Source organism: Cobetia sp. 14N.309.X.WAT.E.A4, from assembly GCF_030397495.1.
Classification (GTDB): Bacteria; Pseudomonadota; Gammaproteobacteria; order Pseudomonadales; family Halomonadaceae; genus Cobetia; species Cobetia marina.
This window is the reverse complement of sequence record NZ_JAPNXT010000017.1, coordinates 1-15,403: the sequence shown is the minus strand read 5'-3', so window position 1 is coordinate 15,403 and position 15,403 is coordinate 1. Positions and strand designations below refer to the sequence as shown.

Annotated in this window: 12 protein-coding genes and 1 pseudogene; 5 read left to right on the top strand and 8 right to left on the bottom strand. The window is 62.8% G+C overall.

Features of this window, described 5'->3' with window-relative positions:
* Positions 1-31: 31 nt before the first annotated feature.
* Positions 32-1,969, bottom strand: coding sequence for an ATP-binding cassette domain-containing protein (locus OW493_RS16490; protein ID WP_136938377.1), 1,938 nt, complete (start codon positions 1,967-1,969; stop codon positions 32-34).
* 330 nt (positions 1,970-2,299) lie between these two features.
* Between OW493_RS16490 and OW493_RS16485 the strand changes: the two genes are divergently transcribed.
* Complete coding sequence (locus OW493_RS16485; RefSeq protein ID WP_289864941.1) at positions 2,300-3,259, top strand: TatD family hydrolase; 960 nt, start codon at positions 2,300-2,302, stop codon at positions 3,257-3,259.
* A gap of 59 nt (positions 3,260-3,318) precedes the next feature.
* Positions 3,319-3,885: a hypothetical protein gene (locus OW493_RS16480; RefSeq protein WP_240499589.1), complete on the top strand. Its 567-nt coding sequence runs from the start codon at positions 3,319-3,321 to the stop codon at positions 3,883-3,885.
* Between the two features lie 638 nt (positions 3,886-4,523).
* On the opposite strand, the pseudogene OW493_RS16475 reads toward OW493_RS16480, so the two are convergent.
* The 5 genes and pseudogenes from OW493_RS16475 to OW493_RS16455 form a co-directional block, all read right to left on the bottom strand.
* Positions 4,524-5,681 (bottom strand): annotated as a pseudogene (locus OW493_RS16475) (DEAD/DEAH box helicase); the annotation flags it as partial.
* Positions 5,682-5,909: 228 nt separating this feature from the next.
* The gene (locus OW493_RS16470; RefSeq protein ID WP_169477178.1) at positions 5,910-6,446 is read right to left on the bottom strand and encodes an HPP family protein; all 537 of its coding nucleotides are present in this window, start codon (positions 6,444-6,446) and stop codon (positions 5,910-5,912) included.
* 173 nt (positions 6,447-6,619) lie between these two features.
* Entirely contained in the window at positions 6,620-8,422 is a 1,803-nt protein-coding gene (locus OW493_RS16465; RefSeq protein ID WP_240499590.1) for an iron ABC transporter permease, read from the bottom strand.
* Between the two features lie 139 nt (positions 8,423-8,561).
* Complete coding sequence (locus OW493_RS16460; RefSeq protein WP_077371346.1) at positions 8,562-9,608, bottom strand: Fe(3+) ABC transporter substrate-binding protein; 1,047 nt, start codon at positions 9,606-9,608, stop codon at positions 8,562-8,564.
* Positions 9,609-9,848: 240 nt separating this feature from the next.
* A complete protein-coding gene (locus OW493_RS16455) occupies positions 9,849-10,517 on the bottom strand; it encodes an elongation factor P hydroxylase (RefSeq protein WP_308457315.1) in 669 nt (222 codons plus the stop codon).
* Between the two features lie 410 nt (positions 10,518-10,927).
* Between OW493_RS16455 and OW493_RS16450 the strand changes: the two genes are divergently transcribed.
* Complete coding sequence (locus OW493_RS16450; protein WP_240499759.1) at positions 10,928-12,331, top strand: MATE family efflux transporter; 1,404 nt, start codon at positions 10,928-10,930, stop codon at positions 12,329-12,331.
* A 323-nt stretch (positions 12,332-12,654) separates the two neighbouring features.
* On the top strand, positions 12,655-13,389 hold the full coding sequence (locus tag OW493_RS16445) for a hypothetical protein (RefSeq protein WP_077371340.1): 735 nt from the start codon (positions 12,655-12,657) through the stop codon (positions 13,387-13,389).
* Positions 13,390-13,400: 11 nt separating this feature from the next.
* Here the strand turns inward: OW493_RS16445 and tusA are convergent, their stop codons facing one another.
* Entirely contained in the window at positions 13,401-13,646 is a 246-nt protein-coding gene (gene tusA / locus OW493_RS16440) for a sulfurtransferase TusA (protein ID WP_077371338.1), read from the bottom strand.
* A gap of 59 nt (positions 13,647-13,705) precedes the next feature.
* On the opposite strand from tusA, the gene OW493_RS16435 reads away from it, so the two are divergent.
* Positions 13,706-13,990: an antibiotic biosynthesis monooxygenase gene (locus tag OW493_RS16435; protein ID WP_077371336.1), complete on the top strand. Its 285-nt coding sequence runs from the start codon at positions 13,706-13,708 to the stop codon at positions 13,988-13,990.
* Positions 13,991-14,129: 139 nt separating this feature from the next.
* On the opposite strand, the gene rlmM is transcribed toward OW493_RS16435, so the two are convergent.
* Positions 14,130-15,203, bottom strand: coding sequence for a 23S rRNA (cytidine(2498)-2'-O)-methyltransferase RlmM (rlmM, locus tag OW493_RS16430; RefSeq protein WP_103751373.1), 1,074 nt, complete (start codon positions 15,201-15,203; stop codon positions 14,130-14,132).
* Between the last annotated feature and the right edge of the window lie 200 nt (positions 15,204-15,403).

Genomic DNA, 15,403 nt, shown 5'->3' with positions numbered 1-15,403 from the left:
ATTCCGCACCCGGGGAGACGAGAGAAGAGACTCAGCCTTCCTGCATGGCCTCAAGCTCCATCCAGCGCTCCATCGTCTCTTCCAGCACCTGCTGCTTGTGGCTGAGCTTCTCGAGCGTCGTCTTCACGGCCTTGGCATCCCCCGTGTAGAACTCGGGCGCCGCGATCTCGGCTTCCAGCGTCGCGATCTCCGCTTCCAGCGTCTCGATGGTCGCCGGAATCAGATCCAGCTCGCGCTGGAACTTGTAGGGCAGCTTGACCTTCTTGGGGGCCTGCTGCGCCTGGGCGGCTTCACGCTTGCGACGCTCATCCTCGGCCTGCGCCTCACGACGGTGCTTTTCCTCGCGCTCACGCTCGACTTCCCACGGTGCCGGCGGCAGATGCCCGCCCTGACGTATCCAATCGCTGTAGCCCCCGACATACGGCTTGACGATCCCGTCGCCCTCAAAGGCCAGGATATTGGTGACCACGTTGTCCATGAAGGCACGGTCGTGGGAGACCAGCAGCACGGTACCGTCGAAGTCGAGCAGCAGCTCCTCGAGCAGCTCCAGCGTCTCGACATCCAGGTCGTTGGTCGGCTCATCGAGCACCAGCACGTTGGCCGGCATGGTGAACAGACGCGCCAGCAGCAGGCGATTGGACTCGCCCCCTGACAGCGAACGCACCGGCTGACGCGCGCGGTCCGGCGTGAACAGGAAGTTCTGCAGGTAGCTCATCACGTGCATGTCACGCCCGCCGACCGTGACACGGTCGCTGCCGCGCGCCACGTTGTCGTAGACGGTGGCTTCCATGTCCAGGCCCTTGCGCAGCTGATCGAAGTAGGCGATCTGAAGCTTGGTGCCTTCGATGCGCTTGCCTTCACTGGCCTCGAGCTGACCCAGCAGGATATGCAGCAGCGTCGTCTTGCCCGCGCCGTTGCGCCCCAGCAGGCCGACCTTGTCGCCGCGCTGGATCTCGACGCTCAGGTCACGGATGACCCACTTGTCCTGCGCCTCGTCGTAGCGATAGCTGACATTTTCCAGCTCCACGACGCGCTTGCCGCTGCGCTCGGCAGAATCGACGGCGATACGCGCACGGCCCTGCACCTCACGACGCTGTCCACGCTCATCACGCATCTTCTCCAGCGCGCGCACGCGACCTTCGTTACGGGTGCGGCGCGCCTTGATGCCCTGGCGGATCCAGGTCTCTTCCTGGGCCAGTTTCTTGTCGAATTCGGCGTTTTCCTTGGCCTCGACATCCATCTCGTGCTGCTTCTGGGCCTGATAGGCCGCGTAATCGCCCGGATAACGGCCGAGGCGGCCACGGTCCAGCTCCAGAATCTGGGTCGCCAGGCGCTTGAGGAAGGCCCTGTCGTGGGTGATGAACAGCACGGCGCCGGAGAAGGCCGCGACCTGCTCTTCCAGCCAGGCGATGGTATCGAGATCCAGATGGTTGGTCGGCTCATCGAGCAGCAGCAGGTCCGGGTCGGATACCAGCGCACGCGCCAGCGCGACACGCCGACGCCAGCCACCGGAGAGATCTTCCATCATGGTGTCTTCCGGCAGGCCCAGGCGGGTCAGCACGGTATCGATACGCTGCTGGAACTGCCAGCCATCGACGCTTTCCAGCGCGACCTGCACGTGCTCGAGACGCTTGAGGTCCGGTTCCGGATCACTGATCAGGTGATGGTATTCCGCCAGCAGCGCACCTGCCTGCGGCAGGCCTTCGGCAACGATATCGAAGATCGTGCGACCTTCCGCCGCCGGCAGATCCTGGGAGAGCACACCGATCTTGAGGCCCGGCGCCTTCCACAGCTCACCGGCATCGGCCTGGAACTCGCCGGTAATCAGCTTGAGCAGGGTCGACTTGCCGGTACCATTGCGGCCGACGAGCGCCAGACGCTCGCCGCGCTCGACGACAAGATCCGCCCCATTGAGCAGAACGTGATGGCCATAGGCCAGCTGTAGATTTTCCAGTCGTAACAATGCCATGTGCAGCAGCAACTCGTGACGGGTCCGGGGCCGGGAAGGCCGCGGAGGAAGTGGGAGTCAGGCGGACAGGCCGCCGCCAGCGACGCGCGCCGGAGAATGACGCCATTCTACCCGAGGCGCAGCGTACAGGCGATGGAAGACACCGCAAGGGCTGAAAGACATCGGCGGCTTGGGTAGAATGGCCGACCACTTGAAAGCACGTCGTGCGCCTGGCATTGCCAACGAGCCGATCGCCCGGTGCCGGACTCTCGAGTGCCAGGCCAGCAGACGACCTGGTACGCCTTTCACTGCCGTGTTCCTTCTCCCTCCCCCGTGACTCAAGGGTGTTCGATGTCCGCGCTTCCTCCCCATGCTGATCCCTCAGCGCTGCCCTGCTATGACCCGGAGCAACTGAGCGAGACCTCGCTTGCCGACCTGTGCGCCGACCTGTCCCTCGATGACAGCGATCGCCAGACGGCCCTGACTCGGCTGGCGCCGGCGCTGCGCTTCGCAAGCCCGACGCCGCTGATCGACATCGGCGTCAACCTGACCCATGAAAGCTATGCTCAGGACATCGAGGGCACCTTGCTGCGAGCTCGCGCGGCGGGCGTCAGCCAGCAGATCCTGACCGGCACCAGCCTGGACGGCTCGCGTGAGGCTCAGGCGCTGGCGGCGCGCTATCGTGGCCTTTCTGCCACCGCCGGTGTGCATCCGCATGATGCCAGCCAGTGGAACGATGGGGTCGAGCGCGGTATCCGGGAACTGCTGGCACAGCCGGAAGTGGTCGCGGTGGGCGAATGCGGCCTGGATTTCAATCGCAACTTTTCCACGCCCACCGAGCAGGCTCGCGCCTTCGAGGCCCAGCTGACCCTTGCCGCCGAGACAGGATTGCCACTGTTTCTGCATGAACGTGACGCCGGCCGTCAGATGCTCGAGATGCTCAAGCACTGGCGGGATGACATCAGCCACGCGGTCGTGCACTGCTTCACCGGCGAGCGTGAGACACTATATGGCTATCTGGATCTCGACCTGCATATCGGGCTGACCGGCTGGCTGTGCGATGAACGCCGCGGCGAGCACCTGCGCAGCCTGTGTCGCGAGATTCCGCTGGAACGCCTGATGCTGGAAACCGACTGCCCCTATCTGGTGCCACGCAATCTGCCCGCCAAGCTCAAGGGACGCCGCCACGAACCCTCGCTGCTGGTCTGGATTCTGGCCGAGGTCGCTGCCCTGCGCGGCATGGAGATGGAAGCGCTGGCGCAGGCCACCACGGCGACTGCCACCCGCTTCTTCCGCCTGCCCGCGGCCTGACACGGCACGCCTTCCCTTGCACGCCCTTCTTTGCACGCTTCCCTGCTCTGGACACGACAATGCACGAATACGAACCTGAAACAGGCGACTTCCCCGCCTTCATCGCCGTCGAGACAGGCGAGGACTCAAGCCTGCCCCTGGCCATCGCCTGGGCCCTGCCCGATGGGCAGATGAAGCATGTCCTGATTCAGCCTGATGATGAATGGCTGGATGGGGAAATGCTGGAACTGGGCGACTACAGCCTGGATGACCTGAGAAGCTTCGGCGTCAGCCCTCTCGACGTGCTCAAGGAGCTGGAGCAGGACTACTACCAGACCACGCTCTATACCACCGGCGTCATGGATGACGAACAGGCGCTGGCGCGTCTGTTCGATGCCTACAACATGGACCCCTTCATCGAGTTTGCTCCTGCCGAGGGCCTCTATCCGGAACTATCCCCCGGCGACTGGGCACGCGAGCGCAACAACATGCTGTTCGAGCAGGGGCTGCAGCCCTTCCGACCGGACAACGAGGTGATGGTGATGCTGGCCATCCACACCCGCCTGCGCGGTGACGGTGTGCGTGGCGATGAAGACATCCAGGGCACAGGCCCGGACTATGAGATCGACTGGGAAGAAGACGTCTGATTTCCTTCCGCCATCTCTGAAACGCAGAACGCCCCGACAACCGGTAGTTGTCGGGGCGTTCTGGTTCACGACTTCAGTCTGTCCCGCAAGGCTCAGCCGTTGGAGCGGCCACCACCGCCATTGCCACCGCTGGAGCGATTGCGGCCACCACGTGAACGACGACGCGGACGCTCTTCACTGGACGGTGCCTCCGGCGCGCGATTGCCGTTCACTTCCGGGCGCGGCGCGACGCGGTTGCCATCCACCTCACGCGGAGCGGGAGCACGATTGCCGCGATTGTCGTCGTCGTGATTGGCACCGCCACCTTGCTGGCGCTGGCCGCCAGTACGCTGGCCGCCAGTGCGCTGACCATCCGAACGAGCGCCGCCAGTGCGCTGGCCGCCAGTGCGCTGACCGCCATTGCCACGGCCTTCACCGGCAGGCTTGCCACCAGTGCGCTGACCATCCGAACGAGCGCCGCCAGTGCGCTGGCCGCCATTACGCTGGCCGTCAGAGCGCTGACCGCCATTGCCACGACCTTCACCGGCAGGCTTGCCGCCAGTGCGCTGGCCGCCAGAGCGCTGGCCGCCAGAGCGCTGGCCGCCAGAGCGCTGGCCGCCACGCGGCTGACGCGGCTCACGTTCCGGCTCGACGTCGACTTCCGGCACGAAACCTTCCACTTCGACACGCTTGAGCTTGCCCTTGAGCAGACGTTCGATACCGCCGAGCTCCTTGCGCTCATCGCTGGAAACCAGCGAGATGGCACGCCCGCTGGCACCGGCGCGACCGGTACGTCCGATCCGGTGAACGTAGTCTTCCGGGACATTGGGCAGTTCGTAGTTCACGACCTGCGGCAGCTGCTCGATATCCAGGCCACGTGCCGCGATATCGGTGGCAACCAGCACGCGCACTTCGCCGTTCTTGAAACCGGCCAATGCCTTGGTACGGGCATTCTGGCTCTTGTTGCCATGAATCGCCGCGGCGCTGATGCCGGACTTCTCGAGCTTGGTCGCCAGACGGTTGGCCCCATGCTTGGTACGCGTGAAGACCAGCACCTGATGCCAGTTTTCCTTGAGGATCAGATGCTTGAGCAGCGAAGGCTTGTGGCTCTTCTCCACGGTATGGATATGCTGCTCGACCTTCTCGGCCGTGGTGTTGCGCGGGCTGGCTTCCACGGCGACCGGATCATTGAGCAGCTTGTTGGCCATGCCGCGAATCTCGTCCGAGAAGGTCGCGGAGAACAGCAGCGTCTGCCGCTTGGTCGGCAGCAGCTTGAGCAGACGGCGGATGTCGTGGATGAAGCCCATGTCCAGCATGCGGTCCGCTTCGTCCAGCACCAGCGTCTCGAGATCCGAGAAATCGATGGCCTTCTGGGAGTGCAGGTCCAGCAGGCGACCCGGTGTGGCGGTCAGGATCTCGACGCCGGAAGACAGGCGGCTGATCTGCGGATTGATCTTCACGCCACCGAACACCACGGCATTGCGCAGCTTCAGGTGACGGGAGTAGGCAGTGACGTTCTCGTCGATCTGCGCGGCCAGTTCACGCGTCGGCGTGACGATCAGGGCCTTGATCTTGCGGGCGCCTGCAGGGGCGCCGTTTGAGAGGCGCTCGACCAGCGGCAAGGCGAAACCGGCAGTCTTGCCGGTACCGGTGCGCGCGGCAGCCATCACGTCACGACCTTCCAGCACGGCAGGAATCGCACCCGCCTGCACCGGGGACGGCGTGGAATAGCCCATCTCGGCAATCGCTTTCAGAACAGGAGCGGACAGCCCCAGGGCGGCAAAAGCCGGGATGGAGTTGGCAGTAGTCTCAGTCATCAATATCTCTTCGGCTGACCGGCCACGTGCTGGTCGATCATTAAGGAATGGCGCCTGGCCGGGCACGTGCCGGGAGAGAGAGCGAGGCGTATCAGGCACAGTGAAGAAGGCGTTGGTCTGGGGGACCTCGGCGGACTGCTGCCAGTCGCTCGCGTCAGGCGATGACCCAGTCTATCACCTTCCGCCGGCGACTGCAGAAGCACGCGCCCGGTGGTGGCACCTGATGACTCAATGCCAGTGCAGCGGATAGCGACGATGACGCGCCAGGTTGTTGATCAATACCGCCAGCACCAGCATGGCCAGGCACCCCAGACCGACGGGAAGCAAGGCATACCAGTAGCCGAGCGCATGCAGGGGCTCACCGCCGATCACCGCGATCAAGGCCGTGGCACCGCCCGGCGGGTGCAGGGTATGCGTCAGCTGCATCACCAGCAGTGCCACCGAGACTGCCATGGCGGCTGCCAGCCAGCCGTCGCCCAGCCAGTGATAGCAGGCCACGCCGACCAGCGCCGACAACAGGTTGCCGCCCAGTACGTTGCGCGGCTGCGCCAGCGGACTATGCGGCGCACCGTAGAGCAGTACCGAGGTCGCCCCGAAGGAGCCGACCAGCAGCAAGGTGCTGACCGCCAGATAATGTGATGACATCCAGCCGATCAACGCCATGCCGAGAAAGGCCCCCAGCCAGGACCACAGGGCATCGGCAACATGCGGCTTGCCACGCTTGAGCGGGCCTCCGCGCATCTTGGTCAGATAAGGCTTGATCATCGTGCGAGTCGTCTCCGGGAGTGTCCTTGCGTCATCAAGCGCTGCACCCTAGGCGATCTCAAGGGCAGGGACAACTACCGTATGGCAATAAGCTGATGCCCGCTCGGCACCGGTCACTCCCGTCACGCACGCCGGCTCTCGTCTCTCTTACTCTTGCTCTTGCTCTTGCTCGTTCACGCTTCGCTGCGTGAGGCGACGATGGTGCGCGAGATCACGATCACCGGCAGGATACCGACCAGCACGATCACCAGTGCCGGCAGCGCCGCCTGCTCGAGCATTTCATCGGAGGCGTACTGATAGACGTGAGTGGCGAGCGTATCGAAGTTGAAGGGGCGCAGCAGCAAGGTGGCCGGCAGCTCCTTCATGGCATCCACGAACACCACCAGCGCCGCGGTCAGAAGCCCCGGACGAATCAGCGGCAGATGCACACGACGCAGGGTCGAGAAGGTGTTCTCGCCCAGCGAGCGTGCCGCCATGTCCATCGAGGGCGTGACCTTGTCGAGGCTCGACTCGATGGAGCCCGCGGCAATCGCCAAGAAGCGCACCACATAGGCGATGATGATCGCGCCCATCGTTCCCGTCAGCAGCAATCCGCTGGAGATGCCGAAATTGGCCCGCAGGAAGCTGTCCAGTGCATTGTCGAAGCCGGATAGCGGTACCAGAACGCCCAACCCCAGCACGGCACCCGGCATGGCGTAGCCCAGACTCGAAAGCTTGAGTGCCTGCTGTACGCTGGCGGTGCGATCCAGCCGCTTGGCATAGGCCAGCAGCACCCCGATGATCAGGGTCAGTACCGCAGCGCTCACCGCCAGTATCAGGCTGTTCACGGCATAGCCTGCGAAGTCCGGTGTCCAGGATTCCTCGAAATACAGGATGGCGTGCCGCGTGAGCAAGCCCACCGGCAGCAGGAAACCGAAGAACAGCGGCAGGAAACAGGCCAGTGACGCCACTGATGCCCGCCATCCCGTCAGGGTCGGACGTTGATAGCGACGGTAGCGATCGCCCTTGCCGAACTGGCGCTGACGACGCCGAGCATGCCGCTCGAGCCAGATCAGCGTGACCACGAAGATCATCAGGCACAGCGCGATCTGCGCCGCACCGCGCAGGCTGCCCATGTTGAGCCAGACATTGAAGATGCCGGCGGTCAGCGAGCGTACCGCGAAGTAGTCCACAGTTCCGAAGTCGTTGAGCGCCTCCATCATCGCCAGTGCAAGGCCGACGGCAATCGCCGGTCGGGCGCTGGGCAGTGCCACGCGCCAGAAGCTTTGCCACCCGTTGCAGCCCAGCGTTCTGCTGGCATCGCGCAGTGAGGGCGACTGATCGAGAAATGCCGAGCGTGCCAGCATGAAGACATAGGGAAACAGCACCAGGGACAGCATCAGGATGGCGCCCCCCAGGCTGCGGATCTCCGGGAAGTAGTAATCCTGGGGCGAATCCCAGCCAAACAGGGCACGCAGCGCGCCCTGGAAGGGGCCGGCATACTCAAAGACGTCGGTATAGATATAGGCGATGACGTTGGCGGGAATCGCGAACGGCAACAGCAGCGACCACTCGAAGGTGCGTCGCAGCGGAAACTGATACATGGTGGTCAACCAGGCCGAGACGACCCCCATGCTGCCACTGAGGACCGCCACTCCCGCCACCAGCGCCAGACTGGTCATGACGTAATCGGGAAGCACGGTGGAGACGAGATGCGGCCAGATGCCCTCCCCGGCCTGATCACTGCCATCGTCACCGAAGACAGCCAGCCAGACGACGGCCAGCACCGGCATGACCACCAGTGCGGCCACGCCCCAGGCGCTGACGAACCAGCCCATGTGGGTTCCGAGACGCCGCTGACGACGCCGGATGGCCGCTGCATCGTAGTGCGCCATTTCCTGGGCGGCCGGCGAACGCCCGGTGCCGCTCATGGCGGCCACCGCCTCTCCTTCAAAGCTCGCACCTTGCTCAGCCAACAGCCGCTTGCCCTGGGTCATCTGACGTCCTCGTTATCCCGCAACTGCAATTGCGTCTATTTTACATGCTTTGCGCAAACGAAGAGGGGCTGTCGCATCGCGACAGCCCCTCTTCGTTCATGACAGCTCGCTCGGTAGCCTCTGGCTCCGGCGAGTGCCCTTACTGGTTGAAGCCGACTTCATTGACCATCTGCGCGGCGCGCTTGCGAAGCTTGGCGACTTCAGTCAGCGGCAGGTCATCCTGCTTGAACTCGCCCCATGAGGTCAGCAGCTCGGAGCTCTCGGCTTCCGGGTTGGCCGGATACTCGAAGTTGACCTCGGCATACATGTGCTGGGCGGTCTTCTCGGTGAGGAAGCGCATCAGCTTGAGGGCATTCTCTTCGTGCGGCGCATACTTGGTCATCGCCATGCCGGAGATGTTCATGTGCGTGCCGACGCCGTTCTGATCCGGGAACTCGATACGTGCCTTCTCGGCCCACGGGCGCTGCTCGTCATTGTCGAGCATCTTGCCGTAGTAATAGCTGTTGCCGATGGCCACATCACAGACGTTGTCGCGGATCGCCTTGATCTGATCACGATCGCCACCCTGAGGCTTGCGCGCCAGATTGGCCTTGAAGCCTTCCAGCCACTCACGCGTGGCCTCTTCACCGTTGTGCGCGATACGTGAGGCGATCAGCGCGACGTTGTAGGGGTGATCACCGGCGCGTGAGCAGACGCGCCCCTTCAGGCTCGGATCCGCCAGGTCGTCATAGCTTGCCACCTGACCGGCCTCGAGACGCTCGACACTGGTGTAGAGCACCCGTGCGCGCGTGGTGATGCCGAACCACTGATTGTCGGGGCCGTGGTACTGCTCGGGCAGATTGGCCTCGATGACCTCATCATTGACGCTCTTGACCAGCTCCTCGTCGACCAGCTCCTGCAGACGTCCCACATCCACGGTCAGCAGAACGTCAGCCGGAGTGTTGCGCCCTTCCCGCTTGAGACGCTCGGCCAGGCCCTGCTTGGCGAAGACCACATTGACCTTGACGCCGGTCTCCTCGGTGAACTCCTTGAGGAACGGCTCGATCAGATAGGCCTGACGATAGGAATAGACGTTGACCTCTTCCTGGGCTTGAGCCGGCAGCGCCGTGGCGGCGGTAACGCCAGCCAGTGCGCCCAGCAGCAGCTTGCGGACGGAGGATGCAGAAATCTTGGTGGAAGCTGTCATCGAATACCCCTGTTCGAAGGTCCCCGCTTCTGGCCTGCTGGTGCAGGGGAAGCAGAATGATCGTAGCAATGCGAATCATTCTAATCACAAAGGGTTTCCGATCGCAACGCTCGTGCAACGCTGACTTGCAGTTTTCGCAATCCGTGCTAGCAGTTCATGCCTGAAAACCCGGCGATTCCACGGCGGGATATCTCGAGGCGCGCGGAACAGACAATGTCCTGCGCCGGCATGGCGGGCGCATCAGGCCACGCGGCCATCCTCCCCGACGGCAGGCAATAGCGTCATCGCCTCCTGGATGGCTTGCGTGTGTGAAAGCTTACGCTGCCAGACAGCGTGCAGCGCATGTCGGAAGGCATTGGCGCGTGCTGGCAGGCCGCACCTTTCGTATTCAGCGGCCCGCTCGTCGACACGCTGTGCGAAGGCATCGCGATCCACCTCAAGCTCCAGATTATCGACGCTGACATGAAACGGCTTGGCGACTGCACGGTGGAACAATTGCTCCAGCGCCTGCGGGGCTACCTCGACACTTTCAAAGGCCTTCTGCTGGTGTGCATCACGTCCGTCCGGTGCATACCAGTAACCGTAATCCTCCTTGAGGCGTCGCTCAGGGCCCGCGATGCACCAGTGACTGACTTCGTGCAGAGCGCTGGAGAAGAAGCCGCGCGCCAGATAGAGACGATGAAAGCCGAGCTCATCGCCTGGAGAGTCGCCGCTGGCGACCCCATCCTGCACCTCATCCGTCGTCATGCCGGCGGGCAGATAGAGAGGTTCGTGGGGGGCGCGCCGCAACAAGGTGTTGTAAGACGTGGCAAACAGTCCATCGAAGAGGGAAGTCAACGCCGTCAGCTCAGGGTCCATCGACTCTTGATCCGTCAGGGCCTGCCCCCCCGCCAGGGCATGATCAGGCATGGCATCGCCGTCTGCGCTGCACGCCTCATGACGTGATGACAGGGTGCGAGGCACGCGGGAAAGTTCTGAAGAAAGCAACACAGGCAAGTCTCGACGATCGTGTGAATCAGCAGCGATATCAGTACCCGGAGATAGGGACGGTACTGCATGACGATGTCGAGCATTGTACGTGGCTCGTTCGTATCACGTCATTCCACCTGACAGGTGAGTACCAAGCGCTGATAATTCACTCTCTTGCGCCCCGCAGGCAGGCCTTATCTGCTAGGATGGCGCGCCAAGCAAGAATGATTCTCGATTACCAGCAGGAGCCTGCCGTGCCCCCCGCCGAACCCTCCCATTCATCCGCCTCCACGCCTGCAGCCTCTTCTCAGGCGCCATTCGCCAGCCGGGTACGCGCCGAGACCTCACGTCTGGTCACGCTGGCACTGCCAATCTGCGGTGCTCAGCTGGCTCAGGCAGGCATGAGCGCCGTGGATGTCCTGATGACCGGTCGCTCCAGCGCGACGGACCTGGCAGCCGTCTCGGTGGGGTCCAGCCTCTGGGTGCCTCTGCTGCTGTTGATGGCTGGCACCTTGATGGGGCTGACACCCGTCGTGGCACAGCTGATGGGGGGTAACCGCAGCGGTGAGGTACGTGACAACGTTCACCAGTCACTGTGGATCTCATTGGTGCTCGGCAGTCTGTCAGGATTGGCACTGTGGTTCCTGGCGGCGCCAATCTTCACGCTGATGGAGGTGCCCGGCGCGGTGGCAGAACAGGCCACGCTTTATCTGATGGCCATTGCCTGGGGCATGCCGGGCGCCGCCTTCTATCAAGTGCTACGCGCGTATTCCGATGGCATGAATCATACTCGTCCGGCGCTGATCATCAGCTTGATCGGCCTGTTGTCGAACATTCCGCTCAACTACCTGCTGATCTATGGCTCTGCAGGCGTGGATGACTTGCTGGGGATCACGCTACCGGGACTGCTGGGCGATATCCCGGCCATGGGCGCTGCAGGCTGCGGTATCGCAACAGGGCTTGCCATGTGGATCATGTGTCTGAGCATGTTTCTCTACACCCGTCGCAGCAGCGCCTACCAGGCAGTCGCTCTCTGGTGCCAACCCAGCGCGCCTCAGCTCAAGAAGATCTCGGAACTGCTCAAGGTCGGTCTGCCGATCGGCATCGCCATCTTCTTCGAGGTCACGCTGTTCACCGTCATCGCGCTGTTCGTGGCAAGCTTCGGTGAGATCAAGGTGGCAGCCCACCAGGTCGCGCTCAACTTCACCTCATTGCTGTTCATGCTCCCCCTGTCACTGGCCATGGCACTCACCGTACGAGTGGGGCATACCATCGGCCGTGGTGACATGAACGAGGCGCGCTTCGTGGCGTGGAATGGCGTGGCCTTCTCACTGGTGGTCGCTCTGATCAATGACCTGGTCATCTGGGTACTGGCGGAGCCTGCCGTGGCGCTCTACACCAGCAACCTCAAGGTGCAGGCGCTGGCGCTTTCCCTGATCACGCTGGCGATGCTCTATCAGGTCTCCGACTCCTTGCAGGTTGCCATGGCAGGGGCTCTGCGCGGCTTCAAGGACACTCGCATCATCATGTTGATCACCATGTTCGCCTACTGGATCATCGGTCTTGGTGGCGGACATCTGCTGGGGGTGGGCAGTGAGCAGTTCCCCGTCTGGCCCTGGGCTGTCGAGAGCATGGGTGTCTATGGCTACTGGATTGGCATGGTGGCCGGCCTGACCGTGGCGGCTCTGCTGCTTGGCTGGCGTCTGTGGGTCATCGCGCGCCGCGCCATTCAGGAGGGCAGCCTGCCCGGCTGAGCGAAGCCCCCTGCCAACGCTGGCCGCGAGCTCGTGATACCGACGGCGGCCTGTGTTCCATCCCTTTTCCCACCCGCTCAAGCACTCGCCTCAGACGCCCCGCCACCGGCCTTTTCCCCCGGTCGCGGGGCGTTTGCGTTTAATCCTTCATCTGCGCATGGACGGTCATTTCGTCCAAGGAGGGGTTACCGTCAGGGCTCAGGCTGTGCTAATGGTTATTCAAGGCAGTGCATTCATATGCAGTGCGCCATCTTGCAAGCGGCGGCTGTTTGCACACCCGCACACGCCGAGGACGATCGACAAGCTGCTGAGGAGGGTTCGTCATGGGCGTACCAGTTTCTTCCCCCCGCTCCGCCAAGGTCATCGACCTGAATGTCATGCGTGACAGGATGCGTGCTCGACGTCGTATTCTCCGGCTTGCGCCGGAACACGATGGGTTGGAAATGCTCTATCAGCTCGAAAGCGACCCGGAGAGCTACTACAGCCTTCCCGTGTTGGCCTGGGGTCTGCGCGAGGATGGTGAGGTGGTCGGCCTGGTGCCATGGATGGAGGGGCTGATGCCCTGCCATGAGCTGGAAGATCCGCAGCAGGGCCACTTCGTCGGCTACCGAGACCCGGAAACCGACGAGGTCTTCATGCTGGCTCCGGACCACAAGGTCTATGAGCTCGAGCATGCCGCGGCCTATTACGACTATGAGGTGTCGGAGAAGACCACCTTGCTGCAGCAGCTACCGGATACGCTCGGGACTCATGCCCTGTGCATGACCAATGGCGAGTCTGCGTGGCAGCTCAAGCAGGTGTTCGGCTGGCGTCTATACAGCGATGGCAACATCGAGGCACTGCTGGTCGATGAGACACGCGTCACCCAGACACCGGTGCTGGCTGGAGATGACTGCCTCTACCCCGGTCGCAGTCGTCATGACGTGGTCTATTTCTTCCAGCGCGCCGTCGCCAACCAGATTCGTGAGCAGGACCCGGCCACCCTGGAAGCTCTCGCGCTGATGATGACCGGCGAAAGTGATCAGGTCAGTGTGGAAGTGCACGACCGCGAAGCCTGAGACGACTGACGTCAACTGATGCGAATGTCATAAAGGAAGTGATCCGGCGTTTCGTCACTGCGCTCCAGTGTGTGCCCAAGAAATGCACAGAACTTGGGCACATCACGTGTCGTCGCCGGATCGGTCGCCACGACACGCAGCAGGTCTCCGCTCGCGAGCTCACGCACCTTGTTGTGCAGCATCATGATGGGTTCGGGGCAATACAGACCGCTGGTATCCAGCTCTGCATCGGCAACGGGCAAGGGGGTATCGGTCATCAATGACTCCTGAGGTCCTGCCACTGACAAGGCAGAATGTATGAAGACGGGAGACGGGCATGATCAAGGTAATGATCGAGCGGCATATCATGCCGGGACTCGAACAGGATTACGAGCAGGCCTCACGCGAGGTCGTGCGTGAAGCCATGCATGCACAGGGCTTCATCTCGGGCGAGAATCTGGTGGAAAGCGGACGTCCCGGCCACCGAATATTGATCACTTCATGGCGAGACGCAAGAGCCTGGCAGGAGTGGTCGAGCAGTCACGCGCGCGAACGCATGATGGCGCGTCTGGGGCCGATGCTTTCTCAACCGGAACGCATCGTGTTGCTTGAACACACCTGACCTGCGAGAGATTCAAGCCTCGCGAGCGCAGCACCCCTCAGCGAGGCTCTGTCCATTGACCTGACAGCACCGCACAGACAAGCCCCCACGGACCGCTCGGTCCGTGGGGGCTTGTGGTTGCACCAGAGAACCCGGTGGCTCAGTGCGTGATACGCACATGCACGGTGACTTCTTCGCGGTCATGGTACAGGTGACGACACCGGATCTCGGCACCGACATTGGAACGCTCAAGGCTGGCCGCCAGATAATCGAGACAGCGGGAGACTTCCTTCCAGCGCTGCTTCATCGGCAGCTTGAGATTGAAGACCGCCTCATTGCACCAACGCTTCTTCAGCCAGCGCTCGACCATCTCCGTCACGCGGATGGGCTTGTCGACGATGTCACAGACCAGCCAGTCCAGTCGCAGCGGTGGCTCCCAGGTAAAACCATCTTCCTTGAGATGCTCTACCTGTCCTGTCGCCATCAGATCCTTATTCATGGGGCCATTGTCGATGGCAAACACGAACATGCCCTTCTCGACCAGCTGGAAGGTCCAGCCACCCGGCGCTGCCCCAAGATCCGCTGCCTGCATGCCAACCGCGATGCGACGCTCCCACTGGTCGCGCGGCACGAACTCATGCCAGGCCTCTTCCAGCTTGAGTGTGGAGCGACTGGGGGCACGGCTCGGCGAACGCAGATGACGGATGCCGTTGGCATATTCGCTGCGGTTGCCAGGAAAGCTCATGCCCAGCTGCACTTCGTCACCATCCGTCCAGAATACGTGCAGCGCCCGCCCACCGGCCTTGCGACGCAGTGCACCACGCTTCTTGAGCGCAGACTCCAACGGGCGGCCGACGGCCTTGCCAAGGCCCGACAGTGCCTTGCCATCATTGGTGTCCGGCATCTCGTGGCGGATCTCCTCGAAGCTCCAGCCAGCGTCGACCACCTGCTGCAGAATCGGCGAGACTCGATTTTCCCGCGACATGCCGACCAATGGCTCCAATGCCACCAGTGTCTGGCGAGCGAAGACCAACGCCTGAAGCGGCATGTCACGATGCAGGCTATTGGCGGGCTCATCACCTGTCACCACATAACGCACGAAGCCACTGTCGCGTGCCGCAATCGGATAACCCGGGGCGCCCAGATAAGCGGCCTTTTCACAGACTTCTGCGGCCAGGTCGGCCTCGAAGCCCGGGCGGCAATACAGCAACAGTTCTTGAGGTTGCATCATCATCTCCATAACGGAAGGCTGGGGAGTCTACCGCCTCGCTCCTGTCCACGACAAGCATGGCGACAATGATTGACTCAGCGAGGAAGCTGCTACTCAGGCACACCGGGCCTGCCAGCTGACGGGTTCCGGCTTTCCGGTTTTTGACCCGCAAAGAGAACCGCCCCTGCAGCTGGGCTGCAGGGGCGGTTCAGTATAAGTGCCTG

Excerpts from the sequence above, each read along its gene's own strand:
- OW493_RS16435 (WP_077371336.1), top strand. The coding sequence starts at position 13,706 with ATGATCAAGGTAATGATCGAGCGGCATATCATGCCGGGACTCGAACAG.
- OW493_RS16445 (WP_077371340.1), top strand. The coding sequence starts at position 12,655 with ATGGGCGTACCAGTTTCTTCCCCCCGCTCCGCCAAGGTCATCGACCTG.
- OW493_RS16490 (WP_136938377.1), bottom strand. The coding sequence starts at position 1,969 with ATGGCATTGTTACGACTGGAAAATCTACAGCTGGCCTATGGCCATCAC.
- rlmM (WP_103751373.1), bottom strand. The coding sequence starts at position 15,203 with ATGATGATGCAACCTCAAGAACTGTTGCTGTATTGCCGCCCGGGCTTC.
- OW493_RS16470 (WP_169477178.1), bottom strand. The coding sequence starts at position 6,446 with ATGATCAAGCCTTATCTGACCAAGATGCGCGGAGGCCCGCTCAAGCGT.
- OW493_RS16485 (WP_289864941.1), top strand. The coding sequence starts at position 2,300 with ATGTCCGCGCTTCCTCCCCATGCTGATCCCTCAGCGCTGCCCTGCTAT.
- tusA (WP_077371338.1), bottom strand. The coding sequence starts at position 13,646 with ATGACCGATACCCCCTTGCCCGTTGCCGATGCAGAGCTGGATACCAGC.
- OW493_RS16455 (WP_308457315.1), bottom strand. The coding sequence starts at position 10,517 with ATGCCTGATCATGCCCTGGCGGGGGGGCAGGCCCTGACGGATCAAGAG.
- OW493_RS16460 (WP_077371346.1), bottom strand. The coding sequence starts at position 9,608 with ATGACAGCTTCCACCAAGATTTCTGCATCCTCCGTCCGCAAGCTGCTG.
- OW493_RS16480 (WP_240499589.1), top strand. The coding sequence starts at position 3,319 with ATGCACGAATACGAACCTGAAACAGGCGACTTCCCCGCCTTCATCGCC.
- OW493_RS16465 (WP_240499590.1), bottom strand. The coding sequence starts at position 8,422 with ATGACCCAGGGCAAGCGGCTGTTGGCTGAGCAAGGTGCGAGCTTTGAA.